Genomic DNA, 25,460 nt, shown 5'->3' with positions numbered 1-25,460 from the left:
CGGGGAAGACTACATAATAGATTAAGGAAGGTGTATGATATGACTGCTTCCTGCCAATGCGGATTTTGTCATAATGATTTGTGTATAAAAAAGGTGCCGATTTTTTCTTCCCTCAGCAATGACGAGGTGGAGACAATATCGGGCTTGATCAATCATCGGGAATACAGGAAGGGCGAGCTTCTGATGCATGACGGTGAAAGGTCGGAGAATATTGTAATTATTCATGAGGGCAGTGCGAAGGCCTTTAAATATACCACGGACGGAAGAGAGCAGATCCTGTATGTGTTCTCGGAAGGGGACTTCTTCGGGGAACAGAATCTGCTGACCAACCGGGCGGCCACCTATAGCGTGGAAGCGCTTCAGCCGGTGAAGACCTGCTCGCTGTCGAAAGGTCAGTTTCAGCAGCTTTTGTACCAATATCCGGATATTGCCGTGAAGATTATTGCGGAGCTGGGAGAGCGGATGGCGAGGCTGGAGAATGCAATGCAGGGGATGGGGGTCCGCAATGTGGATAACCGTGTCAGCGGAATTTTATTGGAATTTGCAGCCAAGTACGGAAGCGAGGATAAGGAAGGGACATTAATTCAATTGCCCCTCAGCCGTGAAGGAATCGCCAATTATCTTGGAGTAGCGCGGGAAACAGTAAGCCGGAAGCTGGGACAATTAGAGAGTGAAGGCATTATCCGTTCCGTAAATAATAAGTCCATACTGATTCTGAATAAGGAAGCGCTGGGGGCAATTGCCGGTGCCTATTGATGAATTGGTGGACCGGTATTCTTTTTTTGCAGAAATACTTCACTGTCAAGGGTGGTAATCGAGGTATTGCCGGCTTTGAATTCACCCATCTGCTGGAAGGGTACATCAGCCAGATAGCATTGCAGGCACATGATGACGGCGTTATGTGTGACGATGGCAACATCCTGTGTATTCTCGGCAATAATCCGGTGAATTGCAGATAAGGCCCGCTCCACAAGCTCCCGGTAGGATTCACCCTGATGACTTTTGGCGTCGCTGCGGTTCTGATACCAGAATTCATACTCGGCTGGATAGGAAGCTTTAACCTCCAGCCAGGTCAATCCCTCCCAATGACCAAGACAAACTTCTTCCAGTCCGTCTGCCACGAGAAGCGGGCAGCCGATAATCTGGCTTATGATGGAAGCGGTCTGATAGGCTCTTTTCTGTTTACTGGAATAGATGCGGACTATCGGAGCCTGCTCCTTCAGGAGTTTATTGCCCAGATCTCTGGCTTGGGCAATTCCGGTCTCGTTCAATTCGATGTCACTGCTGCCTTGAATTCTTCTGGCTTGATTCCAATCGGTCTGTCCATGTCGGATAAAATGTAATCTCAAGCTGATCTCCACCTTTATGATTTTATACTCCTATTGTAAACTGAATTTTATCCAATTGCAATCTTAGATTGGTATCTGCGCCGAACAAAGTGAGTGCGCATCCTGGCGCGGAGCGCCATACCATGAGCGCGTTCCTCATGGTATTATAATTTGAATTTTGGGGATACTTTTACCAAATAATATTTGGAGGTATGCCACCATGGATTTTAAAAACAGTCAGACAAAGGATAATTTGATGAGAGCGTTTGCGGGAGAGAGCCAGGCAAGAAACCGTTATACCTTTGCCGCGGCCCAGGCAAAGAAGGAGCATCAGCATGTGATAGAAGCGATCTTCCGCTTTACTGCCGATCAGGAGAAGGAGCATGCGGAGGTGTTTTATAATTTTCTGAAGGAGCTGGCGGGTGAGAATATCCATGTAGATGGGGCTTATCCGGTGGATATTCATGACGACCTGGTTCAGCTTCTCCGTTCGGCCCAGCATAACGAATATGAGGAATATGATCCGGTATATAAACAATTCGGAGATATAGCGAAGGAGGAAGGCTTTTCCCGGATCGCATCCGCATTTCACATGATCGCCGGGGTGGAGAAGACTCATGGGGATCGATTTGCACGGTTTGCCCAGCTTCTGGAGGAGAACAAGCTGTATGTATCCGATGTGGAAACCGGGTGGATGTGCCTGAACTGCGGCTATGTGCATTGGGGGAAGGAGGCGCCCAAGTTATGTCCGGTCTGCCAGCATGATCAGGGTTATTTTATACGTCTGTCCCTGGCCCCGTATTCCGAGTGAGGTATCATCCTCGTAATCTTTTGGAGATGACCCTTTGAAGCCATGCGGATATAAAACACAGGGAAAGTTAGCGGTATAAATAAACGAAAAACGCTATGGGAATACAAATTACTCATAGTGTTTTTTTATGCGAATTATTGTCACTGCAGATCTTTTTTTACTTGGAGAAACGTGGTGCTCCTGGCGAAGCTTTTTGTTTGAAAATTAACATAGTTATAAAAACTATATAAAATAGAAGGGCATACTATTACATATTGACAATATCTCTGTATACAAGTTATAATTAAAAAAAAATTAAAATAAATTATATTTGCCGTAGACCGATGGAAACATCGGATTTCTACTATCAATTACTTTGATAATCAAAATAATTATAACAAGGAACAGCATAGAAAACGGAGGTCGGAATTATGAAGATGAAACCTTTAGTAATTGGTGATTTAGTTGCCAGAATACCAATCATACAGGGAGGAATGGGCGTGGGAGTCAGCCGCTCCAGGCTGGCGGGAGCCGTGGCGAAGGAAGGCGGGATCGGCATTCTGTCTACGGCGCAGATTGGCTATGATGAACCGGACTTCTCCAGACATCCCATAGAAAGCAATCTTTCTGCCGTCAAGAAGCATCTGAAGCTTGCCAGGGAGCGGGCGGAAGGCGGGATCGTCGGCGTGAATATTATGGTTGCAACCAAGCAATATGAGCGCTATGTAAAAGCGGCATGCGAGGGAGGAGCACAGGTGATCATATCCGGCGCAGGGCTCCCGATTTCACTTCCCGAACTGGTGCGGGGATTTCAGACGAAAATCGCCCCGATTGTGTCAAGCATCCGGGCGGCCTCCGTTCTATTGAAGATGTGGGATAAAAAATACAAGACCACTGCGGACTTTATTGTAATTGAAGGACCTCTTGCAGGCGGTCACCTGGGATTTACCGGGGAACAGCTGGAGCATGTGGAGGAGATGAATTATGATGAGGAGATCAGGGGCATCATAGAATGTAAGAAGGAATATGAGAATAAATATGAGAGAGATATTCCAGTGATTGTGGCAGGAGGTATTTTTGATCAGGAGGACATCAGAAAGGCTCTGGCATTAGGAGCCGACGGAGTTCAGATTGCAACCCGTTTCGTTGTCACGGAGGAATGTGATGCCAGCCAGGAATACAAGAATGCCTATCTTGCGGCGGGCAAAGAGGATGTTAAGGTCGTGGTCAGTCCGGTGGGAATGCCGGGGAGAGCCATCTTAAACCCGTTTTTAAAATCTGTGGAGAACGGGCGGATTGCAGTGTCAAAATGCTATCAATGCCTGGAACGTTGTAATCCTAAGGAAATTCCATATTGCATTACAAAGGCATTGATTAATGCAGTAGAAGGGAATATAGAGGAAGGCTTGATTTTCTGCGGAGCGAAGGTGGACCGGCTGAAGGAGATGACAACTGTAAGAGCGATTTTTGAAGAGCTGGTATTTTAGCATATACAAAACAAACGTGACTTTTTTTACTATTTATGTTATTGTTATAGATATCAGATCAAGAGAATCCTGGTTGGAAGGAAGCTTGAGAGGAAGGATTTTTGTTTGAATACGGAGGTGTAAGGATGAATTTTATCGAATTGGCAAGGTCACGGAGAAGTATTCGCAGTTTTAAAAGTGATGAAGTGCCGGAGGAGCTAATAATTCAATTGATTGAAGCGGCGCAGGCGGCACCCAGTGGCGGAAACTGCCAGCCATGGCATTTTTACATTATAAAAAACAGGACGATCATACAGCGGATTCGTGATGAGGCCTGCAAACAGGCATTTATTACAACCGCCCCGGTGTTGATTCTTGTGTGTGCCGATATTGCAAGGTCGGAGGAACGTTATGCGGAAAGAGGAAGGGAGCTTTACTGTCTGCAGGATACGGCTGCAGCCATTGAAAATATCCTGCTTTGTGCGGCAAGCTTAGGGCTTGGCACCTGCTGGTGCGGAGCTTTTGATGAAGATGGAGTATCCGGGATTTTGGATTTGCCCGGCAAGATGCGTCCCGTCGCGATTATACCGGTCGGCTATTCTCAAAAGGAGGGCGCAAAAACAGGACGCAGACCAATTGAAGAAATTACTACATTTATTTAAGAGGTTCAATAGATTGAGAAATATACAAATGATAAAACCGGATAATTCAATTATTCTATAGAAGGGATGATTATAATGTCTGTGGAAGTAAAACGCTGTGGCTGGGCCGAAAGAAGCCGGCTGGAGCAGGAGTATCATGACAGGGAATGGGGCGTTCCGGTTCATGAAGATAAAAGGCTTTTTAAAATGTTAATGCTGGAGGGAATGCAGGCGGGGTTAAGCTGGTCGACAATTTTGAAAAAGATGGGCACTCTTTGCGCGGCGTTCGATGATTTTGATCCGGAAATTCTGATTACCTATGATGAGGAGAAGATCGAAGCGCTCCTGCAAAACGAGGGGGTTATAAGAAACAGGCAGAAGGTCAATGCGGCGGTTCAGAATGCAAAGGCTTATTTTAAGCTGTGCGAAGAATTTGGTTCCCTGGATCATTATCTCTGGTCCTTTGTCGGTTGCCGCCCCATTGTGAATACCTGGTCCCGGATGGAAGATGTTCCTTCCAGCTCACCTGTATCCGATGAGATCAGCAGGGGGTTGAAAGAGCGCAGTTTTAAATTTGTCGGAACTACCACCGTATATGCGCTGATGCAGTCCGTAGGAATGGTGAATGATCATTTAACCTCCTGTCACTTTTACTGCAGGAAACCTGTGGAGAGGGAAGAACAGCAATGAATATATATCAAAGGATAGCTGAATACTGGCGTTATATTGCAGCACAGGATGAAGAAGAGTTAAGAAAGTATTTTCACAAGGATGCCTGTATACGGTGGCATAATACAAATGAAGAGTTCAATGTCGAAGAGTTTTTGAGAGCCAACTGCGATTATCCCGGAAGCTGGAGCGGTCAGGTCGAGCGGATAGAGCAGGCTGAAAATCTTATTATTACAGTCACTCATGTCTGGTCAGAGGCAAACTCCTTTCATGTGACCTCATTTTTTAAAATCAGTGAGGATAAGATAAAGCTCTTGGACGAATACTGGGGAGATGATGGCAGAGCTCCTCAATGGAGGATAGATAAACAGATAGGGAAGCCCTTTCTGTGATTCAAATCACAGAAAAAGCGGATTATTTCCCATACACTTTGATCATAATGAATCATGAGAAATGAGAGGATGGATCAATATGAATGAGAAACCGATTGACCTGACGAAGCCGGTATATGAGCTTTGCAGCCAGTACCCGGAGCTGCCGCAGATTCTTGCCGGACTGGGCTTTAAGGATATTGCCAAGCCGGGGATGCTGATTAGTGTGGGAAGGTTTATGACTCTGCAAAAAGGAGCCGCGGCGAAAAAAATTGATTTCGGACAGATAAAGGCAAAGCTGGAAGAGCAGGGTTTCCATTGTATCTAGACAATCATGGGCGGCATAGCCGCCGGTATTATATTCACTAAGACAGATTAGGGCGGGATCTTTGACGCTGTAATCAAGTTATAATATGGAGGGATACGGTATGAGTAGACAGGTTGGAGTGATCGGACTGGCAGTGATGGGTAAGAATCTGGCGATGAATATTGCTGAGAAGGGGTTTCGCGTAGCTGTATACAACCGCTCTTATCAGAAGACAAAGGAGCTTATGACGGAGTACGCCATAGAGAAATCCGCAGAGGATTTTGCGGCGGGCAGCAAAACACCGGAGGAAGCTTTGGATACTAATCTGGAAGGCTTCCAAACACTGGAGGAGTTTGTAGACTCTCTGGAGCTTCCGAGGAAAATAATTATGATGGTCAAGGCGGGAGATGCGGTGGATGATACCATACGGCAGCTGCTGCCTTTATTGTCCAAAGGGGACATTCTGATGGACGGAGGGAATTCCTATTATAAGGATACCGTCCGCAGAAGCCGGGAGCTGGAGGAGAAGGGAATCAATTATCTGGGAACCGGTATCTCCGGCGGGGAAGAAGGAGCAAGAAAGGGTCCGGCGATCATGCCGGGCGGCAGGCGGGAAGCCTATGAGCTGATGGAACCTATATTGACGGCGATATCGGCGAAGGCAGAGGGGGAACCCTGCAGCACCTATATCGGCGGAGACGGGGCCGGACATTTTGTGAAAATGGTGCATAACGGGATTGAATATGCCGATATGCAGCTGATCAGCGAAGCGTACCAGATCATGAAGAAGGTTCTGGGATTAACACCGCCGGAGCTGCATGAGGTATTTGCAGAATGGAATAAGGGTGAGCTGAACAGCTATCTGATTGATATTACGGCGGATATTTTCAAGAAGAAGGATACGATAACGGATCATTATCTGGTGGATATGATTTTGGATGTGGCAGGGCAGAAGGGAACCGGCAAATGGACCGGGCAGATATCTCTGGACTTGGGGGTTCCGGTACCCACCATCACAACGGCAGTATATGAGCGTTACCTGTCCGCCATGAAGGAAGAACGGCGGAATGCCGGCAAGAGCCTGGAGGGGCCGAAGGGTAGCCTCCGAGCACCGGAAGAGATACAGGAAAGTTTGGGAATGACACAGAGCTCCGACTCGGAGAATGTACAGGACATAGCTGAGGAACGGGAGAGCTGGAAGTATATTCAGAGCAGGGAGAAGTTCATAGAGTCCGTCCGCAGGGCACTGTACTCCAGCAAGATCATGGCATATGCCCAGGGCTTCGGGCTGATGCGTGCCGCATCCGAAGAATACGGCTGGGGGCTGCGCTGCGGTGAGATTGCGAAGATTTTCCGGGGAGGATGTATTATCCGGGCACAGTTTTTGAATCAGATCAGCCGGGCTTATGACAAGAACCCGAATCTTATTAATTTGATGCTGGAAGATTATTTTAAGGATACCATCAATGAATATCAGAGGGATTGGAGAGAAGTGATTATCACGGCGATATCCAATGGAATCAGCATTCCGGCCTTCTCCAGCAGCCTGGCTTACTATGACAGCTACCGCTGTGACAGCCTGCCCATGAATTTATTGCAGGCACAGAGAGATTATTTCGGGGCCCATACCTATGAGAGAGTTGACCGGGAAGGTATTTACCATACCAACTGGATGGAGTAAGCGTAAGTGTATTCCGGCACACAGTGTCATGCATGGACACCTGTGCAGAATATACAGCGGACATGGAATAAGGAGGTATTTATGACAGAAAGAGCTTATAAAGAAGATAATTTATCCGCCTCCCTGGTTATTTTCGGGGGAACCGGAGATCTGACCAACCGCAAGCTGATGCCCGCTCTGTATAATTTGGTCCTGGATCAATTGCTTCCGGAACATTTTTCTATTGTGAGTGTCGGACGAAGGAATATATCGGAGGAGGTATATCGAAGGGATATCTATGAATCCGTTAAAAAGTATTCCAGAAATAAAATCGATGCACCAACCTGGAATCAGTTCCAGGAAAGGATACACTATTACCAGTTTGATTTTACGAACCTGGAAGGTTTTGCGGGGCTCAAGGACTATTTGGATCAATTGGATCAGATCTGCCATACGGTAGGGAACCGGGTGTTTTATCTGGCGGTTGCTCCGGAGTACTTTGAAACCATCGTCCAGGGGCTGCAGTCAAGCCATTTGGCAGATGCGCCGGGTGCCTGGAGCCGCCTGGTGATCGAGAAACCCTTCGGCAAGGATTTAGGGACGGCAAGAAAATTAAATCAAAGAATAATTGAGGTGTTTCAGGAGAAGGATATATATCGGATTGACCATTATCTGGGTAAGGAAATGATACAGAATATCATGGTGCTCCGTTTTACGAATTCCATCTTTGAGTCCATCTGGAATAACAAATTTATTGATAATATCCAGATATCCCTGACGGAGAAGCTAGGGGTCGGCACCAGGGGAGGCTATTATGAGCATTCGGGAGCGATGCGGGATATGATACAGAATCATATCATCCAAATACTCTCCATGGTTGCAATGGAGCCGCCTATTAATCTGAAGACGGACTCCATACGGACGGAGAAGCTGAAGGTATTGGAGGCAATCGAGAATATCACGCCGGAATTTCTACGCAATAATGTGGTGTTCGGACAATACGGCGCCGGTGTCATCGACGGGAATCCTGTGGAGGGCTACCGCCAGGAGCTGAATGTTCCGAAAAATTCCGATACGGAGACTTTTGTTGCCCTTAAGCTGCACATCAATAATTTCCGGTGGGCAGGAACACCTTTCTACATCCGCACCGGCAAGCGGCTGGGCAAGAGCTCCGCGGAGATTGTGGTTCAATTCAAGGATGTGCCTAATATCCTGTATTTTCAAGACAAGGAAATTCCGGAGCCGAACCTTCTGGTGCTTCGGATTCAGCCCAATGTGGGAGTATTTCTCCAGTTTAACACCAAGGACTTCAGCAGCCACCAGGGAATTGTTCCGACACAGATGGATACCAGCTCCTACAGCCCGACCCAGGGAAATACCCCGGAGGCATATGAGCGGCTGATCTATGATATTCTCCGCGGGGATGCGACGCTGTTCTCCCGCTGGGATGAGGTGGAGGCCGCATGGTCCATAGCGGATAAATTAATTCAATACAGGGAACAGAAAAAGCATATCTTCCCGAATTATGACTCGGGTTCCATGGGACCGGTCCGGGCATTCGAATTATTGGCCAGGGACGGAAGAAAATGGTGGCATGTGTAAGCGGTGCAGAATTCTGATTTTATGGAGGTAGCAAGGGAAATGGAGTATACAAACAGGAAAATTTATGACATATCAATGCCGATTACTGCGGATATGCCGGTTTATAAGGGAAGAGATTCCAAGAGACCGGTTATCACTCTGGAAAGTGACTTTAATACCGGGACGGTCTGTGAGAGCAGCATTAAAATGAATCTTCATACCGGCACTCATCTGGACCGGACGCTTCACATGATGCCTGGAGGCAATACCATCGGGACGCTGAAGCTTTCTGATCTGGTGACCGAATGCAAGGTGCTGAATCTGACGGAGGTGAGAGAGAAGATCACCGACCAGGACCTGGCCAGGAAGGATATCAAGCCCGGTGACTTCATTCTTCTCAAGACAAGGAATTCCTTTGAACCGATTCTGGAAGGGGAATTTATCTATCTGGATCAGAGCGGCGGAAAATACCTGGCGGATTTGAATATTAAGGGTGTGGGAATTGACGGACTGGGAATTGAAAGGGACCAGCCGGGGCATGAGACCCATCTGGCCCTGATGGGAATAGGAGCTCATATTCTGGAGGGACTGCGCCTGGCGGATATTATGGAGGACAGCTATCAGCTGATTGCGATCCCCATCAGCATTCCGGAAGCCGAGGCCGCTCCAGTCAGAGCGATACTGCTGAAATAAATTCATCTGTTTCAAGGATTACCTTTCCGGCTCCGGTATAACATACACCTGCCGGACGGTACGGCGGTTCCGCCAAATAGTCAGCCAGCAGGCCAGGAGGGTGACTGTGCCGCATAATGTTATGCAGACACGGTAATCCAGGATTTCACCCAATGCTCCCACCAGCAATGCGGCAATACAGCAAGCTGCCGAGATTAGAATAGATTCAAAGGCATTGAGCTTTGCCCGCAGTTCATCGGGGATATAGACTTGTACTGCGGTTGCCCGCATGGTGGCGCTGTTGATACCCAGAAAACCGCAGATCCCCCGGCTGGCAAGCATAAGAGGGTAGGGAAGCCATAGAAGCAGCATATCCATTGTCTCGTAGAACTGGTAGATGAGGAATGCAAAAGAAAAACGGTGTTTTTTGGGGATCTGGATATGATAATGCAGGAACCCGCCCAAGGTACGTCCCGCAAACTCTGCCACTGAGAATAAGGAGTACATCGCAATGGTGAAGCCCGGCGTACTGCGGAAAAATGCAATCAGAATCGGGGAGTAGCCATTTCCGATGCCATTGGTAACAGCCATGTAAGAATAAATGGATGCAATGCCGCGTTCCTTTCGCAAATATTGAAACGCATCATTAAGGTCGCGCTTCCATAGCTGAAAGGAGAAGTGTTCCTCATGGAGCCGGCGTGTCTCCTTCACTTGAATTCGGCTTTCCAGCCCTGCGGCCAGCAGTGACAGTGCGCCCTGAGCAATCAGGATCACTGCAACTCCCGTATGCTCATAAAGAATTGCTGCGATGGGGGTCATGATTACCGTCATAGTAGGATAAACCATGCCGCTGACCGTATAGCCTTTCTGTTCGCAGCCCTCCGGAATCAGATTTGGATACAGGCTGTTATAGGCCAGTGAATCGAAGGAGCCAAGGGAGGCCAGCAACAGTGAAAAAAACATATACCCGGTATAGGTAAATGGACGGCAAAGCAGATACATTCCGGCCAGGGCATATAAGGCGCCGTTCACCGCATCACCCGCAACCAGGAAAGGCTTGCGCGGCAGGCGGTCCAGCCATGGTGCAGCAATTAATGGGATTAAAAATTGAGGCACTAACTGGATTGCAATCAAAAGAGCAGCAGCCAGGGTGCTTCCGGTTTCGTCAAACACTAAAAATGAGAGTGCGAAGGAGGATGCAATGCCGCCAGCCGCACCCAGCACAGTTGCCACCGTGAGCAATGTAAAATTTTTTGTCCAAAGATCTTTTTTCATAGGGATACCTTCCTTTCTCTACAAGTATAGCATGCTGCTTATACGAAGAACATCCCGTTGTTTTGGGAAAACCATGCCGATGTTTCAGCCTTTAACGTCGGTTAAAGAGGCATAGGAAGGAAAATCACGAAGCAATTCCCAGGCCTGCCGGTATTGCCGGTTGGCGGTATACCATGCCTCTACCCAGGGCAGATGGAATGCCGCATAACCTCTGGGAAGGCTGCTGCGCATTGCCTGGAAGCAATCGATCAGCAGATGCCCATAGGTCTCGTCGTGCAGATAGTTGGAATGGGTCAGGCGATAGCGTACTACCTCACACATTTGTATCCCAATCAGGGGATCTATAAGATTGGGGGATAAGTCTGCCGTTCTTTCCAGAGCGGTTAATGCCTCTTCCCTGTATCCCAGCCCCTCACAGCAAATAGCCAGCTTATGCAGATCCATGACCGTAGGTTCTTTAATAGTGCTAAAATAGGAGTATGCCTTCTGATAATGCTTGAATTGTATTTGGGTGGATGCAATGTTGTAGCGGATGTCTCTGAGGATTTCTTTGTTGTTTAATGCGGTGGCCAGTCTTTCCGCAGCACGGTAGTGGTGCAGCATGGCTTCATTTTGATTTAAATCGCTGTAGCAATTGCCCAAAATCAGGCGGCAGAACAGCATCACATGCACAAGACAATCCTCTGCTGCCAGATGAAAGGCATGCCAAAGCCGTTCCTCGGCCCGTGTGTAGCTCCCGGATCTGTAATGGGAAAGACCGGTAAGAGCATAGGAAAGGGGCGAAGGAGAGAGACGTAACGCCTCCTCATAGCGTTCATTTATAATAAACCACAGAGTGCGCTGCCGTTCATTCATCACACTTTCAAACAACTCTAATGACTGATCCGGCATTTCCTTCTGAAGGCAGTCGAATAAAAGCATATCCAGCATGCAGGGACCGTTGACATAAGCCTCCCTGTTTTCCTCTAGTTCCTGGAAAAGTTGTTCCAGCAGAGCGGCATCCATTGCACCCGCAGCATCATAAATTTGCTCTGTCAGCTCCTTTGCCTTTCTTGCATCCTTCCCTGTATGCCATACAATATCAAGGCGCTTCAGCAAAAGCTCCAATACCTCAGCACTTGGTTCCGCTTTTCCCTGCTCGATCTTGCTTAAATAAGACACGGCGCAGATACCATCGCACAAACCCTGTTGGCTCCATCCTTTTTCCAATCTCGTCCGGCGGATGAGCAATCCTGGAAAATTCACTTAATCGCCCCTTTTCTATGATATGATTTTAGTACAATAGTAAAATTATAACACATGTCGGTTTGCATTGTACATAAAAAAGGCCAAACTGCAAAAGATAAAAAGTGTGATTCGTATCACACTTAAATTCCCATAAAGAAGCTATAGTGATTATATAATAGATAAACAATCATTACAGAAATGGAGGATGAAGCATGAGTGAGTACATTAATAACAGAGAGTACCGGCAGAAGGTACTGAAGGAACTGATTTTGGAGCTGCATGACGGGAAAAGCGTGGAAGAGGTGAAGGAGCAGTTTGGCAAGCTGATTGAGGGCGTATCCGCCACGGAGATATCCGCCATGGAGACGGAATTGATCAAGGAGGGGATGCCGGTATCGGAGGTGCAAAGATTATGCGATGTGCATGCCGCGGTTTTCAAGGGCTCCATCGAGGAGATCCACAGGCCGGAGAAGCCGGAGGATAATCCGGGGCATCCGGTATTCACCTTTCGGGCGGAGAACCGGGCTGTGAAGCGGCTTCTGGATAAAAAGCTCCGTCCCGCTCTGGAGGAATTTCTTGCGGGAGAAGGGGAAGAGAGCAGGAAACAGCTTGTCATGTACATGGAACAGCTTTGGGAGCTGGATAAACACTATCTTCGAAAAGAGAATTTGCTCTTCCCTTATATGGAGAAATACGGCATTACCGCCCCTCCCAAGGTCATGTGGGGAGTGGATGACGAGATCCGGGCGGATCTGAAGGAAGCACTCCGGCGTCTTAGCAGTTGGGAAAAAGGAAAGCAGAACTCGGCGGAAGAGGAGAAGGAAAAACAGGGGCTGGGAGAGATCCTGGAAGCAGCTTTTGGACGGGTAGAGGAAATGATCTTCAAGGAAGAGAATATACTATTCCCCATGGTGCTGGAGACCTTATCCGAAGACGAATGGCTTAAAATTGCCGAGGAAAGCCGGGAGATCGGCTATTGTCTCTACGAACCGAAGCAGGTATGGAAGCCGGCGAGGGTGGATATGGAGGATAAGGCAATCCGGCAGGGAGAGGCTCCGGCCGGAGATGGCTATCTTCAGTTTGAATCCGGCCTGATGACCGGGGAAGAGATTGAAGCGGTGTTCAACACACTGCCGGTAGACATTACCTTTGTGGATAAGGAGGGAGCGGTCAAGTTCTTCACCCAGGGGAAGGAACGGATATTCCCCAGAACAAAGGCGGTAATCGGAAGACAGGTGTCCAACTGCCATCCTCCGGCAAGCGTTCATATTGTGGAGCAGATTGTGGAGGATTTGAAATCCGGGAAGAAGGATCATGAGGATTTCTGGATTCGCATGAGGGATAAATACGTGCTGATCCGGTATTTTGCCGTCAGGGATGCAAAGGGAGAATTCCTGGGAGTTCTGGAATTTACCCAGGATATCGCACCGATTCAGGCAATCCAGGGCGAGAAGCGTCTGATGTCCGAGAACCAAGGGCAGTAGGAACAGGGGCAGGGGATCTTACAAAAGGTGAGGTCCTCTTTTTTGCTGCTTTTTTGCTTATAATTAAAATTTTTAAAACTGGTTATAGATAGATAAGGATTCGGAAACAATGAAAGCAGTAGAAAGTATATCTACGAAGATGCCTGCTTCAATAAAAAGAGGCAATGCGTATACGATGTTAGCAACCGATGCCTTGTTAACAATGTGTAGAAAAATAACAAAACGTAGAGATAGTGTAACGTAGAAACGGAGGAAATGATATGATCATCAGACCGAAGGATAAGGACGACGACAAAAAGAAGAAGAATTCTGTAATCTGGCCGAAGCCGACCAATAACGAAGGGACGGCCGCATGGCAGGACTCAGCCACGGATTATCAGCCGGGCCATGTGGGGAAGCCGCCCATCGAGCGTGTCATTGATGCCAAGGACTGGGTGGACAACGGAAGCAAATTATGATGGGCCGGCCGCGGGGAAGAACGGCGATGCCGCAGGGCAGCAAAGGAAAGTGGTTAGAAAGATCAATATTTTTAAGCGGCAAATTTGTGTCGATACCTCCAGATTTGCAGACTTTGAGAAAGGTATGGTTATTATAATATGGCAAAGATTCAAATGACAGTGGACGGTAATACAGCCGCTGCCTATGCGGCTTATGCTTTCACGGAGGTGGCGGCAATCTATCCCATCACGCCTTCCTCCGGCATGGCGGAATCCACAGATGAATGGGCGGCAAACGGCAGGAAGAATATCTTTGGGCAGGAGGTTAATGTGGTAGAAATGCAGTCGGAGGCAGGAGCCGCAGGGGCATTCCACGGCTCCCTGCAGGGCGGTGCCCTGACCACAACCTTTACGGCGTCCCAGGGACTTCTGTTAATGATACCAAATATGTATAAGGCAGCAGGAGAGCTGCTTCCCGGAGTCATTCATGTCAGTGCAAGAGCGATTGCCACTCATGCGCTGAGTATTTTCGGAGATCATCAGGATGTCATGGCGGCAAGGCAGACAGGCTGTGCCATGCTTGCCTCCGGCTCCGTACAGGAGGTGGCGGATCTGGCTCCCATTGCCCACCTGGCAGCGGTAAAGGGAAGACTCCCCTTTGTTCATTTTTTTGACGGCTTCCGCACCTCCCATGAGGTACAGAAAATTGAAGTGCTGGAATACCGGGATTATGCGGATATGATGGATATGGAGGCGGTAAAGAGCTTCCGTGACCGGGCTCTGTCACCCAACCATCCGGCCATCCGCGGGACGGCGCAGAATTCGGATATCTATTTCCAGGGAAGGGAAGCGGCCAACCCTTTCTATGAGAATATGGTTCCCCTTGTGGAAGAATATATGAAGAAAATGGAACGCTATACCGGGCGAAGCTATGGCTTATTCGATTACTACGGCGCCCCGGATGCGGAGTATGTAATTGTTGCCATGGGTTCCGTCACTCAGACCATCGAACAGACCATTGATTATTATAATCAATTGGGAGAGAAATACGGCCTGATTAAGGTGCGCCTGTACCGGCCTTTCTCCATGGAACATTTCCTGAGAGAGATGCCGGTCACTGTAAAAAAAGTGGCTGTCCTGGACCGGACCAAGGAACCGGGAGCCGTAGGGGAACCGCTGTATCTGGATGTCTGCGGCTGTTATCTGGGAAAGGAGAGGGTACCGGTGATTATCGGAGGAAGATATGGTCTTGCTTCCAAGGATACCACCCCCGGGGATATTGCAGCTGTATATCTGTTGTTAAAGACGTGTGAAAATCGGAACGACAGCAGGACGAGAACTGGTTTTACTATAGGAATCACCGATGATATCACCGGGAATTCATTGCCGCCGGTAAAGGATATTCATGTGGAATCCAAGGGAATGAAGGCTTGCCAGATCTGGGGACTGGGCTCCGACGGTACGGTAGGCGCCAATAAGCAGGCGGTAAAGATTATCGGGGAACAGTCGGAACTGAAGGTTCAGGCGTATTTTGATTATGATTCCAAGAAATCCGGCGGACTGACCGTATCCCATCTGCGGTTTGACCGGGAGCCGATTCGCTCCACCTACCTTGTTTCCAGCGCGGATTATGTTGCCTGCCATAATCAGTCCTATGTAAATAAATATGATCTGTTGAAGAGCATCAAGCCCGGAGGCATTTTTGTTCTGAATACCCATTGGAAGGATAAGGAGCTGGATGAGAACCTTCCGGCTGAGCTTAGGAAACAGCTGGCGGAGAAAAAAGTACAGTTTTATACCATCAATGCTATGGGTATTGCAGAGGAGCTGGGGCTGGGAAACCGAATCAATATGATAATGCAGGGGGCCTTCTTTAAACTCACTGAAATATTAAGCGAGGATGTCTATATTAAGGAGCTGAAGGAAGGAATTCATAAGCTGTATGGCAATAAGGGCGATAAGATTGTCAGAATGAATGTGGATGCATTGGAACGCGGTATCAAATCCATTCATAAGGTGAAGATTCCACAAGAGTGGAATGATGCAGCCCTTAATAGATCTACAAGTGTAGAAAACCCTCTGAATAAGACAGGAGAACTCAAAGAACCTGAATTTATACTAAAGATTATGCGCCCCATGTCAGAGTTAAAAGGAGGGGAGCTTCCGGTCAGTGCCTTTGCCGGAAGAGAGGACGGAACCTTTCCGCCCGGAACCTGTGCCTACGAAAAGCGCGGCATAGCGGTAAATGTCCCGGAGTGGATTGAAGAACGCTGTATCCAGTGTAATCAGTGTGCGTATGTCTGCCCTCATGCCGTCATCCGTCCCTTCCTGCTGGATGAGGATGAGCGGGAAAAGGCGCCGGAGACCTTCATCACGAAAAAAGCGACGGGACGGAACCTGGAGGGCTATTATTATAAAATCCAAATCAGCCCCATGGATTGTACCGGCTGCGGCAATTGTGCCGAAGTATGTCCTGCCAAGGGTAAGGCGCTGATCATGAAACCCATAGAGACCCAGCTTCCGACGGAAGAAGTGAACTGGAGATATGCCATAGGTAATCTATCCTTTAAGCGCAGTGTGGCTTACGGACCGGCATTCAAGGACAGTCAGTTTAAGACCCCCCTCATTGAATTCTCCGGCGCTTGTGCCGGGTGCGGAGAGACGCCCTATATTAAGCTGATTACCCAGCTGTTCGGAGAAAGGATGATGATTGCCAATGCCACCGGCTGTTCCTCCATCTGGGCGGCCTCGGCACCCAGTACGGCTTATACCGTCAATCGGGAGGGAAAAGGCCCCTCCTGGGCAAATTCGCTCTTTGAAGATAACGCGGAGTACGGATACGGAATGTATCTTGCGGTGAAGCAGCTGAGAAATAAATTGGAGCAGGATATGCGCCTGCTGATGGACAAAAATGTGGAAGAGAAAATAAAAGAAGCTCTTCATGACTGGATTCACTATAAGGAGGATGGCAAGGCCTCGGAGGAAGCAAGCAAAAAGGTGCTGAATGTGCTGGAAACCATTACCTCTACAGATATAGAAACAATGATGCTGGTTAAGGATATCAAAGAGAACCGGGATTATCTGGTCAAGCGTTCTGTCTGGCTGGTGGGCGGTGACGGATGGGCCTATGACATTGGGTATGGCGGACTGGATCATGTGATGGCCTCGGGAGAGGATGTCAATGTGCTGGTATTTGATACGGAGGTATATTCCAATACCGGCGGGCAGGCCTCCAAGTCCACACCGACGGCGGCCATTGCCAAATTTGCAGCTTCCGGCAAGAAGCAGGGGAAGAAGGATCTGGGAAGAATGATGATGACCTATGGAAATGTATATGTGGCCCAGGTGGGAATCAATGCGGACAATACCCAGCTAATCAGAGCCCTGCGGGAGGCGGAGGAATATCACGGGCCCTCCCTTGTCATTGCCTATGCTCCCTGTATTAATCATGGTATTAAGGAAGGCATGGGAAGGAGCATGGCCACAATTAAGAAAGCGGTGATGTGCGGTTATTGGCATTTATACCGGTATAATCCGGTGCTGAAGGAGGAAGGAAAGAATCCCTTCATTCTGGACTCGAAGGCGCCGACGGAGAGCTTCCGGGATTTCATTCTGGGACAGGTGCGTTACAGCTCCCTGGAGAAAGCATTTCCGGAGAAAGCCCAGACACTCTTTGGGCAGGCAGAGAAGATGGCAAAGGAACGGTATGCTATCTATAAGCAGATGGCGGAAGCGGAGCCCATTGGCAGCCACTCCGATCAGTCTGAATAAATTGAGACAGGAGCTGTTACAATTATGTAACGGCTCCTTTTTAAAGGCTGTTTTGCCAGGTTCCGAGAGGGGAGGCTTTTTTAGCCTTGGAAATTGGTTTTATAAGCCAGCGGTACTATTATTTACATCGTCTTTTGCGATATTCCCTACTTATCAAACGTTTATTTTATGATATAATAGTTATGTCATAGATATATTTATGTGGTCGTATTCAATCTAAGAAGAAGGGTGGCGTTGCATGGTAGAACAGTTGTTAAAATCCGACGCGAAGAAAGTACGGCAAGGGAATAGTACAATAAGTACAGTAGTCTATAATCTTATTTTTAGAAATGCTCTCTACAGCATAGAGTGTTATCGGGAAGATTCCGATCTGGATGACCCCAATAACTATTGCCTGGCAGAGGATATTACAGATGATGAAGGAGAGGCAGAAGCTTTTCTTCAGATAGTAGCCAGGGGAAAAGTGTCTCCCGTACATATACAGGATATCGCAGCTGATTATTTTGCGGTATGAGCTTCTACATATTGCCTTAATGTAGCATACAAAAGAGGCCGGAGGCGTGAGCAGGCCGGTTTGGGATACGTGATAAAAGGAAGCAGTCACAGATTGGTTTCTACTATATTATCATGGACGTAAGATTATGACTACATAAAGCTGACTGAAAAAGGGCTGGTTCCAGCGCAACCTCTGCGCAGGACAGCCTTTTTTTATTGGAAAAAGTTAACGCATGTGAATAAAGCCCGGCACATTATGAAAGAATAAAAGAATAGTATCGGTTAACACGTATGTTTCTGTACATGCAGAATGCGAGGGAATAATGGAAGAGAGAATAAATTCGGCTTATATCAAGAAATTATTTGAAAAGAGCAGCGATGTCTTAGTCCGCCCGATTCAGATGAACCAGAATGGAATCACCTTCTCCATCTTCTGTGTGGACGGGCTGATTGATTCCGCGCTGGTGGATAAAGGTATTTTTCAATCCATGCTGATCGACAGGAATCTGGAGAAATGCAAAACACAGCGGGAAGTCATGGATTATCTCCTGAGCGGGGGGGCCTATCATGTGTTTACAGAGGAAGAAAGCGACTATGACAAGTTAATTAAATCCGTGCTCAGCGGTCTGGTGGCATTTCTGTTCGATGCGGAAGAAAAAGCCATTGTATATGATATCCGTGAAGCAGAGAAGCGTTCTGTTTCCGAGCCCACGGAGGAAGCTGTCATAAAAGGGGCGAAGGATTCCTTTATCGAGGTCATGAGAGCGAATACCGCCTTAATCCGAAGGAGAATACGCTCCCAGTATCTGGTTGTGGAGAGTCTGACCGCCGGGGAGCTGTCGAAGACGGACATGTCTCTGATTTACATCAGCAATATTGTCAATATGGCAACGGTGGATAAGATCCGGGATGTGATTACGGAAATAACCATTGATAATATATCCAGCCCGGCTTTTATCGAGGAATATCTGATAGAGAACAAGAAAAGCCTCTTTCCGCAGATTATGTATACCCAGAGGCCGGACCGGGTGGCGGCGAATCTCACCGATGGCCGCATCGCCCTGGCGGTGGATGGAATTCCCTTTGTATATCTCCTCCCCTGCCAGCTTCCCATGCTGATGCAGTCACCGGAGGATTATGCAAACCATTTTTATATCGGCTCCTCCCTGCGGATGCTGCGCTATCTTGCAATGATCGTAACCATATTTCTGCCCGCTTTTTACATTGCGGCAACAACCTATCAGAATCAGATGCTGCCGGTGCAGCTGGCTCTGTCGACCCAGGCGGCGAAGCAGAATGTGCCCTTTTCCTCCTCCTCGGAGGTACTGGGGCTGTTGATCTCCTTTGAGATATTGATTGAGGCGGGCTTGCGGCTGCCGAAGAATGTGGGTACGGCCATGTCCATTCTGGGCGGTATCGTGGTAGGACAAGCCGCTGTTGCTGCTAATATATTATCTCCTCTGGTGGTGGTGATCGTATCCCTGGCAGGCATTGCCGGCTTTATTGTCCCGAACCAGGATCTGAGCAGCGGAATCCGGGTGGTCCGGTTTGTTTTTGCAGTGATTGCCGCCCTTGGAGGCTTCCTTGGTCTGGCCGTCGGGCTGATTCTGCTGCTGACTCATCTTTGCAGTCTGGATAACTACGGGGTGGCGTATCTGGCGCCCTTTGTGGACGGGGAGAAAAGCAATCATAAGGATACCCTGTTCCGTTTTCCCATTAAATATTTCACCCGAAGGCCGGAGGGAATTGCCCCTGAGAATCCGAGAAAACAGGCCGGGGATGCACCGTAATGGAGGAATTGACGATGAAACGACGTATGTTCCCTGGAATACTTTCCTTATTGTTGTGCGGGCTGCTGTGCGGCTGTACGCATGACATGAACCGGAAGGAGATTGATGAAATTGATCTGGCCCTGGTACTGGGAATTGATTATTCTGACTCCGAATACGAATTAAGCGCTCTTTACAGCGCCGGAGGAGGAGCGGATTCAGAGGAAGGGGGAGCTTCCGGCGAGGAGAAGCTGGCAAAGGGAAAGGGCGGCTCCATGTATGAGGCGCTGGAGGATCTGAAGCAAAAGAACAGGAAGAATATCACCCTGGCTCAGGCGGGTTCCTTTTTAATCGGTGAGGCGGCGGCAGAGCAGGGGCTTGACCGGTGTCTGGACTTTCTAAAGCGGGATGAGACGGTTAAGATGGAGGCCTTGCTCTATATTGTAAAGGGAACGAAAGCAATTGATTTCATGGAAGAGGGAATCAAGCAGGAACAGGTTATCCATGAGGATCTGAAGGCAATACAGCAGAAGCAGAAGGAGCTTCTGACCCGCAACGATAATACCTTTGTCAATATTTTAAATGATATGGAGCAGAGTTATTCCGGTATTCTGCTGCCGTATATCACAGCCACGGAAGCCGGTTTTTTAATAGAAGGATATGGAGTATTCCAGGACTTAAAGCTGGCGGATTATCTGGATACCCAGACCTCGGACGGGGTGAATTTTATCCGGAATACCATGCGGAGCTATCCCATCTATCTGCCGGAGGGAGTCAGTCTGGCCATCTCTTATACCAATACAAAATTAAAGACGGAGTGGAAGGATAATGTAGTTACTGTGACCATCCAGGTGTATTTTGAAACCATGCTGAAGGAGATCAATCGGTCGGGCAATGTGTTTAACCGAAGGGAGCTGCTGCGCCTGACGGAGGAACAGAATAACTATATCCGGGCCGTGCTGGAAAAGCCGGTGCAGTATTCCCATGAGAAAGGAACGGATATTCTCAACTTAGCCCGGATGGTGGAGAACCAGAATGTGCGCGACTGGAAGGGCCTGGAGAAAAACTGGAAGGAGATCATTCCAGAGATACAGTACCGGTATGAGGTACGGTCACAGATTACAAAATCTTTTATTCTTGGAGAAAATACGGAAAATTATTAATTTTGGTATGAAAAATAGTGCGGAAATCAAGGGTTTCCCATGTTGAGTTATAAAAAGTATAAGGAAAGGCATGGTTGTGAATATGATTTATATCTTTGGCTTTACCATTATTTACACCTTGATTCGTCAAAGGGAGAAGCTGCTTAAGTCTAAAAAAAACCTGATTATCTACCTATTCCTGTCCACTGTGGGTCTTGCGCTGGGGATTGTATACTTGATCAATCCCTATCTGCCCAGCATTACCCTTATGATGGAAAAATACATGGAATGAGGTGATTACAATGAATCGCGAGATAACCTTCCGGCAGATTACCTTTATGTATCTGTTTATATCCATATCTACCGTACTTCGTCAGATTCCCCAGGCCCTGGCCGCCGAGGCGGGCAGGAGCGGTTATATCAGTCCCCTTCTGTCACTGGCAGCTACGGTGCCGTTGACCGCGGTGATCATCTTTATTATGAAATCCTATCCCGGCAAGAGCTTTTATGAGGTATTGGAGCAGGTGGCGGGGAGCTTTCTGTCAAAGGTGATTCTGTTGTTCTATTTTATCTGGCTGCTGCTGGCGACGACGGCAAAGGTGAGCAGCTACAGCCTTACCCTGGAATTCACCCTAATGCCCAGAACCAGATCGGATTTCTTTATGACAGTAATGCTCATTCTGGTCTTTTATGCGCTGCTGCATGGGATGAAAGCCATATTCCGCTTCTCGGAGCTGACCCTGGGCACGGTACTCATTTTGTTCGGCCTTCTTTTTCTAAGCGCGCTTCCAAGACTCCGCACGGATTATCTGCTTCCCATATCCACTGTTAATTTTTCAAAAACTGCTTTTGCTGCAAAGCATGTGGCAGCGGTTGGGGGGAATATTATTATTGCATTATTTTTTGCGGATAAGCTGGGGGTGCAGCTGAACAAAAGTCATTTTCGCAGATTGTGGGGCGCGGCATTCACCTTTACGGCACTGGCCTTCGTCATTACCTTATTTACCTTCGGAATATCGGGTGCCGGTCTTACGGCGGGTCTGCCCTTTCCCTTCTATATCACCGTGAAGAGTATTTCCTTCTTTAATGTATTTGAGCGGTTTGAGGTGTTGGTGACGCTGATCTGTATTTTGTCCGATTATATCGCCATTGCCATATTTGCCGTGTTACTGCTCCGGTGTCTGGAATGGATCTTTCATCTGGAGAACAGTTCGTATCTGCTGATTCCTATGGCGGTAATTATTTTCTATCTGACTCATTATTTAAGCAGCACCCAGTTTGAATTTAATTATCTCTACCGGGTACTGCTGGTGAATCTGAATCTGATCTTTGAATATGCCATACCGGCACTGGTGGCCCTGCTGTGCCTGTTCCGCAGAAAGAAGGTACCGGTAAAGCAGTCATAACCGTTCAGCCGGTAGCGCTCGATATCTTTTTGCGCAGACCGATTGAACGGTTATATAACTACTCATAAATACGAATATTAATTTCATCATCCTCATATTTGTACAGGGAACGGTAGATATAATGCTGGGCAATGGGGTCCTTGAATTGATAGACCCGGTGGTATTCACGGGTCTCCTGATTTTTAACCGTCTCACAGCGGTTGTTGTACAGGAATTGCACCAACTCGTAGCAATCGATCCAGATCTCGTTATTGCTTTCCTTCTGGGATTCATCAAAGATCAGCTGTAAGCCGAAGTGCAGATGGGGGGTACGGATGTTGTTGGAGTTCTCATTGCTGCTGTAGCCGGTTCTTCCCAGATATCCGATGACATCACCGGCCTGGACGATGCTTCCCTCCTCCAGGCCTTTATTGTAGGGAAAGTTCTGACGCAGATGAGCATAGTAATAGTAGCGTTTTTTATCGAAGCTGCGGATACCGATACGCCAGCCGCCGTACTGGTTCCAGCCCAGCGCTTCCACATAACCTGATTCTACGGCGATTACCGGAGTGCCCACCTGGCCCATCATATCGTGGCCGAGGTGCTTTCTGCGAAAACCATAGCTTCGGGACACCCCGAAATCATTAAAATGGCTGTAGGGATAGTTCTTTGCAAGAGGAAGATAGGCCTTCAAGCCATACCGTTCCTTCCATATCCGGCCTCCCGGGGCGGTCTCGTCCGGAACCTCGATCTCATAGGTGCCGACCATTCCGCCCAATACTGCCTCATAGGCCTCATAATAATAAGGATAGTATTTCATGTCTGCGGTCAGAGTCTCTATGGTTGCCTGCTTTGTCTTGAGCATTTCTGCAATTTCATCCATGTGCTTGGCCTTGTACCTGGAAAAATCACCGCCGTACCTGCAGCCCAGGATTGCCAGAAGTTGAATCCAGTTTATCTTTACTTCTTCCGACTGGGATTCAACATCATATTTGCAGGCGCGCTCCATGGCGGAGCTGGTGACATCGAAACTGACCCATTTTATATAATCATTTCCCTGTGCATTGGTTGACACAGTAATTGCCGGCTCCTGATGCCGGAAAGGAAGAAGATAGGCAGCGAGAAGGATTAATACAATAGACTCCAGGAGTATGATATGTTTTGCTTTGATGTGACGGACCATGAGCATAAGACTTCCCCAGTATTACATCGTTGTAATATTTTATGTTGTCCGTAAAGCATCTATACCATAATCGTATCATGATTATTATGGCATAGCGCTGTACGCCGGATACATACACTTTCCCTGGCCGGGGTACGGATACTTACTGAAAGATATCCCTTGTTACCTTACCATGGGATTTCCGGTAAAAATTGACAGAATCATCGCTGGCATCGAAGGTTGCCAGGATGATATCCCGGATATCCGAGATCCCCTTCCCGGTAAGCTGATTCTTCAGCCAGGCATCGTCCTTACCGGTGCTCTTGAGATTATCATAGAGAATATTGCCGTCAACAATGACATTGGCCAAGGGCTTACACTGGGTGGGCGTCAGCTTGAGATCCGCGGGCGTGACGGGACGCTTCAGCGACAGGGGGAGGACGCTGATGGTTCCGTTCGCCTCCAGAAAGACGGTGTGTACCTCCTCCAGATCATAGTAGCCGCAGAGACGGCAAGCAGCAAGAAACTCATTGATATCAAGCTTTGCTTTTAACAGATTCTTCTCATAGATCTGTCCCTCCTGGTACAGAAGGAGAACCTGGGTACCTAATAATCGGCGCAGCTTCATGGATTTGCAGGTGGCATAGGAAACGAGCATGGATAATACGCTGAAGACACTCATGGCAACGAAGGGTTCCCAGAAGCTGCCGGTGGACATTACCGCCATCTCGCCGGCTATGGAACCGACGGTGATGCTGCTGATATAGTCAAACATACTCAGCTGCGACATTTCCCGGTTTCCCATGATTTTTGTGAATACAAAGAGTGAGACTAAGGTACCCAAGGCGGAAACGCCTATTTTTACAAAGTTCATAAACATTACCTCCGATTAATATTACGAAATAGAAAGAAACCCCTCTGTTTTCAATTAATAGGATTGGCCAAAAGACACAAAAATATGTTGCCTTTCTGTTTTCCGCCTTGGGAGAAGATTATTTTGTTAGAGCTTATACCAGCACATCGCTGCATTCCGGATGTTCCTCAAACCATTTTACCGCATAGCTGCAGGTAAGCTTTGCCTTAAGCGCATTGGCCCGGAAATAAGCCACGGCGGCCTCCATCAGCTTTCCTGCCACACCCTGTCCCCGGAGGGAAGGGTCGACGAAGGTATGGTCAATCTGGACCACGCCCTCCGACAGCTTTGGAAAGGTTACAACAGCAATCATATGGTTGTTGTCATCATTAAGATAAATTCTGTTCGCCTCTTGTTTAAAATCCATAATACCATCCTTTTCTTAAGCAGATAGGTGGGCATAATCGCGCCGGTACCATTGTGCAGGCAGAATTCCCTAGACATAATGATACCGGCACAATTATGCATTTCGCTTTCTACAGGGTGAGTGTTAAAAGAGATCAATTACGCTGACAGGGCAGCCGTCACGGGCCTCCTCTGCGCGTTCCAGGCAGTCCTGGGGGATCTCTCCCTCAATTGCCTGGGATACCTCATCGTCGTTGTAGCTAAATACCTCCGGACAGACATCCACGCATAATCCGCAGCTGATGCAGCCGTCCTGGTCAACCGATGCTTTCATGATTGTTTTCTCCTTTCAAAGTAGAAATCATCACTGGTCTGCAAGTACCTCAGCAGAAGCAGTATGATCTTATAATTCTTGTAGCATATTACTATTATAACTGATAATGGATAAAAATATAGCCCTCCGGCAATTTATTTAAATAACTCAAACTTCGCACTTGAATAAGTGCCTATGCACCTTGAAAATTCAATAATAACTGGCATAAAAATAGCATGAAACCGTCTGGTTTTGGT

General features: G+C 47.9%; 25 protein-coding genes. 18 read left to right on the top strand and 7 right to left on the bottom strand.

What is annotated here, in order from left to right; genetic code table 11:
• Nucleotides 1-78 precede the first annotated feature (78 nt).
• Nucleotides 79-756 (top strand): Crp/Fnr family transcriptional regulator, encoded by a 678-nt coding sequence (locus HNQ56_RS14930; RefSeq protein ID WP_429147787.1) that lies wholly within the window; start codon nt 79-81, stop codon nt 754-756.
• Here HNQ56_RS14930 and HNQ56_RS14925 read toward each other — a convergent pair.
• Nucleotides 750-1,349 carry a histidine phosphatase family protein gene (locus tag HNQ56_RS14925; protein WP_429147784.1) on the bottom strand — a complete coding sequence of 200 codons (600 nt, stop codon included), beginning with the start codon at nt 1,347-1,349 and terminating at the stop codon, nt 750-752. The genes HNQ56_RS14930 and HNQ56_RS14925 overlap by 7 nt on opposite strands.
• A gap of 199 nt (nt 1,350-1,548) precedes the next feature.
• Here HNQ56_RS14925 and rbr point away from each other — a divergent pair, with 199 nt between their 5' ends.
• The 9 genes from rbr to HNQ56_RS14880 all read left to right on the top strand — a co-directional run bounded on the left by rbr (nt 1,549) and on the right by HNQ56_RS14880 (nt 9,506).
• A complete protein-coding gene (gene rbr / locus HNQ56_RS14920) occupies nt 1,549-2,139 on the top strand; it encodes a rubrerythrin (RefSeq protein WP_429147781.1) in 591 nt (196 codons plus the stop codon).
• 410 nt (nt 2,140-2,549) lie between these two features.
• Nucleotides 2,550-3,605, top strand: coding sequence for an NAD(P)H-dependent flavin oxidoreductase (locus tag HNQ56_RS14915; RefSeq protein ID WP_429147778.1), 1,056 nt, complete (start codon nt 2,550-2,552; stop codon nt 3,603-3,605).
• 125 nt (nt 3,606-3,730) lie between these two features.
• The gene (locus HNQ56_RS14910; protein ID WP_429147776.1) at nt 3,731-4,246 is read left to right on the top strand and encodes a nitroreductase family protein; all 516 of its coding nucleotides are present in this window, start codon (nt 3,731-3,733) and stop codon (nt 4,244-4,246) included.
• 75 nt (nt 4,247-4,321) lie between these two features.
• Complete coding sequence (locus HNQ56_RS14905; RefSeq protein ID WP_429147774.1) at nt 4,322-4,915, top strand: DNA-3-methyladenine glycosylase I; 594 nt, start codon at nt 4,322-4,324, stop codon at nt 4,913-4,915.
• Complete coding sequence (locus HNQ56_RS14900) at nt 4,912-5,286, top strand: nuclear transport factor 2 family protein (protein WP_429147771.1); 375 nt, start codon at nt 4,912-4,914, stop codon at nt 5,284-5,286. The genes HNQ56_RS14905 and HNQ56_RS14900 overlap by 4 nt, the downstream gene beginning before the upstream one ends.
• Before the next feature lie 79 nt (nt 5,287-5,365).
• Nucleotides 5,366-5,593 (top strand): DUF1858 domain-containing protein, encoded by a 228-nt coding sequence (locus HNQ56_RS14895; RefSeq protein WP_429147768.1) that lies wholly within the window; start codon nt 5,366-5,368, stop codon nt 5,591-5,593.
• A 100-nt stretch (nt 5,594-5,693) separates the two neighbouring features.
• Nucleotides 5,694-7,253: an NADP-dependent phosphogluconate dehydrogenase gene (gndA, locus tag HNQ56_RS14890; RefSeq protein ID WP_429147765.1), complete on the top strand. Its 1,560-nt coding sequence runs from the start codon at nt 5,694-5,696 to the stop codon at nt 7,251-7,253.
• Nucleotides 7,254-7,334: 81 nt separating this feature from the next.
• On the top strand, nt 7,335-8,834 hold the full coding sequence (zwf, locus tag HNQ56_RS14885; protein WP_429147762.1) for a glucose-6-phosphate dehydrogenase: 1,500 nt from the start codon (nt 7,335-7,337) through the stop codon (nt 8,832-8,834).
• A 39-nt stretch (nt 8,835-8,873) separates the two neighbouring features.
• Nucleotides 8,874-9,506, top strand: coding sequence for a cyclase family protein (locus tag HNQ56_RS14880; protein ID WP_429147759.1), 633 nt, complete (start codon nt 8,874-8,876; stop codon nt 9,504-9,506).
• 18 nt (nt 9,507-9,524) lie between these two features.
• Here the strand turns inward: HNQ56_RS14880 and HNQ56_RS14875 are convergent, their stop codons facing one another.
• Entirely contained in the window at nt 9,525-10,760 is a 1,236-nt protein-coding gene (locus HNQ56_RS14875) for an MFS transporter (protein WP_429147756.1), read from the bottom strand.
• Nucleotides 10,761-10,844: 84 nt separating this feature from the next.
• Nucleotides 10,845-12,005, bottom strand: coding sequence for a helix-turn-helix domain-containing protein (locus HNQ56_RS14870; RefSeq protein WP_429147753.1), 1,161 nt, complete (start codon nt 12,003-12,005; stop codon nt 10,845-10,847).
• 194 nt (nt 12,006-12,199) lie between these two features.
• On the opposite strand from HNQ56_RS14870, the gene HNQ56_RS14865 reads away from it, so the two are divergent.
• From HNQ56_RS14865 to HNQ56_RS14830, 8 genes are all read left to right on the top strand, one after another.
• On the top strand, nt 12,200-13,471 hold the full coding sequence (locus HNQ56_RS14865; RefSeq protein WP_429147751.1) for a DUF438 domain-containing protein: 1,272 nt from the start codon (nt 12,200-12,202) through the stop codon (nt 13,469-13,471).
• 260 nt (nt 13,472-13,731) lie between these two features.
• Nucleotides 13,732-13,929, top strand: a complete 198-nt coding sequence (locus tag HNQ56_RS14860) for a CDIF630_02480 family spore surface protein (RefSeq protein ID WP_429147748.1) — start codon at nt 13,732-13,734, stop codon at nt 13,927-13,929.
• 138 nt (nt 13,930-14,067) lie between these two features.
• Nucleotides 14,068-17,679, top strand: a complete 3,612-nt coding sequence (nifJ, locus tag HNQ56_RS14855; protein ID WP_429147745.1) for a pyruvate:ferredoxin (flavodoxin) oxidoreductase — start codon at nt 14,068-14,070, stop codon at nt 17,677-17,679.
• Between the two features lie 238 nt (nt 17,680-17,917).
• Nucleotides 17,918-18,193 (top strand): DUF6514 family protein, encoded by a 276-nt coding sequence (locus HNQ56_RS14850; RefSeq protein WP_429147742.1) that lies wholly within the window; start codon nt 17,918-17,920, stop codon nt 18,191-18,193.
• Nucleotides 18,194-18,497: 304 nt separating this feature from the next.
• Nucleotides 18,498-19,964, top strand: coding sequence for a spore germination protein (locus HNQ56_RS14845; protein WP_429147739.1), 1,467 nt, complete (start codon nt 18,498-18,500; stop codon nt 19,962-19,964).
• 14 nt (nt 19,965-19,978) lie between these two features.
• Nucleotides 19,979-21,106 carry a Ger(x)C family spore germination protein gene (locus HNQ56_RS14840; protein ID WP_429147736.1) on the top strand — a complete coding sequence of 376 codons (1,128 nt, stop codon included), beginning with the start codon at nt 19,979-19,981 and terminating at the stop codon, nt 21,104-21,106.
• Nucleotides 21,107-21,182: 76 nt separating this feature from the next.
• On the top strand, nt 21,183-21,377 hold the full coding sequence (locus HNQ56_RS14835) for a hypothetical protein (RefSeq protein WP_429147733.1): 195 nt from the start codon (nt 21,183-21,185) through the stop codon (nt 21,375-21,377).
• Between the two features lie 10 nt (nt 21,378-21,387).
• Nucleotides 21,388-22,491 carry a GerAB/ArcD/ProY family transporter gene (locus HNQ56_RS14830; RefSeq protein WP_429147730.1) on the top strand — a complete coding sequence of 368 codons (1,104 nt, stop codon included), beginning with the start codon at nt 21,388-21,390 and terminating at the stop codon, nt 22,489-22,491.
• A gap of 58 nt (nt 22,492-22,549) precedes the next feature.
• Here the strand turns inward: HNQ56_RS14830 and HNQ56_RS14825 are convergent, their stop codons facing one another.
• From HNQ56_RS14825 to HNQ56_RS14810, 4 genes are all read right to left on the bottom strand, one after another.
• Nucleotides 22,550-23,653 (bottom strand): M23 family metallopeptidase, encoded by a 1,104-nt coding sequence (locus HNQ56_RS14825; RefSeq protein ID WP_429148321.1) that lies wholly within the window; start codon nt 23,651-23,653, stop codon nt 22,550-22,552.
• 142 nt (nt 23,654-23,795) lie between these two features.
• Entirely contained in the window at nt 23,796-24,506 is a 711-nt protein-coding gene (locus tag HNQ56_RS14820) for a DUF421 domain-containing protein (protein ID WP_429147727.1), read from the bottom strand.
• Nucleotides 24,507-24,639: 133 nt separating this feature from the next.
• The gene (locus HNQ56_RS14815; protein WP_429147724.1) at nt 24,640-24,912 is read right to left on the bottom strand and encodes a GNAT family N-acetyltransferase; all 273 of its coding nucleotides are present in this window, start codon (nt 24,910-24,912) and stop codon (nt 24,640-24,642) included.
• A 123-nt stretch (nt 24,913-25,035) separates the two neighbouring features.
• The gene (locus HNQ56_RS14810; protein ID WP_429147721.1) at nt 25,036-25,224 is read right to left on the bottom strand and encodes a ferredoxin; all 189 of its coding nucleotides are present in this window, start codon (nt 25,222-25,224) and stop codon (nt 25,036-25,038) included.
• Nucleotides 25,225-25,460 lie beyond the last annotated feature (236 nt).

Source organism: Anaerotaenia torta, assembly GCF_050433395.1.
GTDB lineage: Bacteria > Bacillota > Clostridia > Lachnospirales > Lachnospiraceae > Mobilitalea > Mobilitalea torta.
This window is presented reverse-complemented; position numbering and strand designations above follow the sequence as displayed.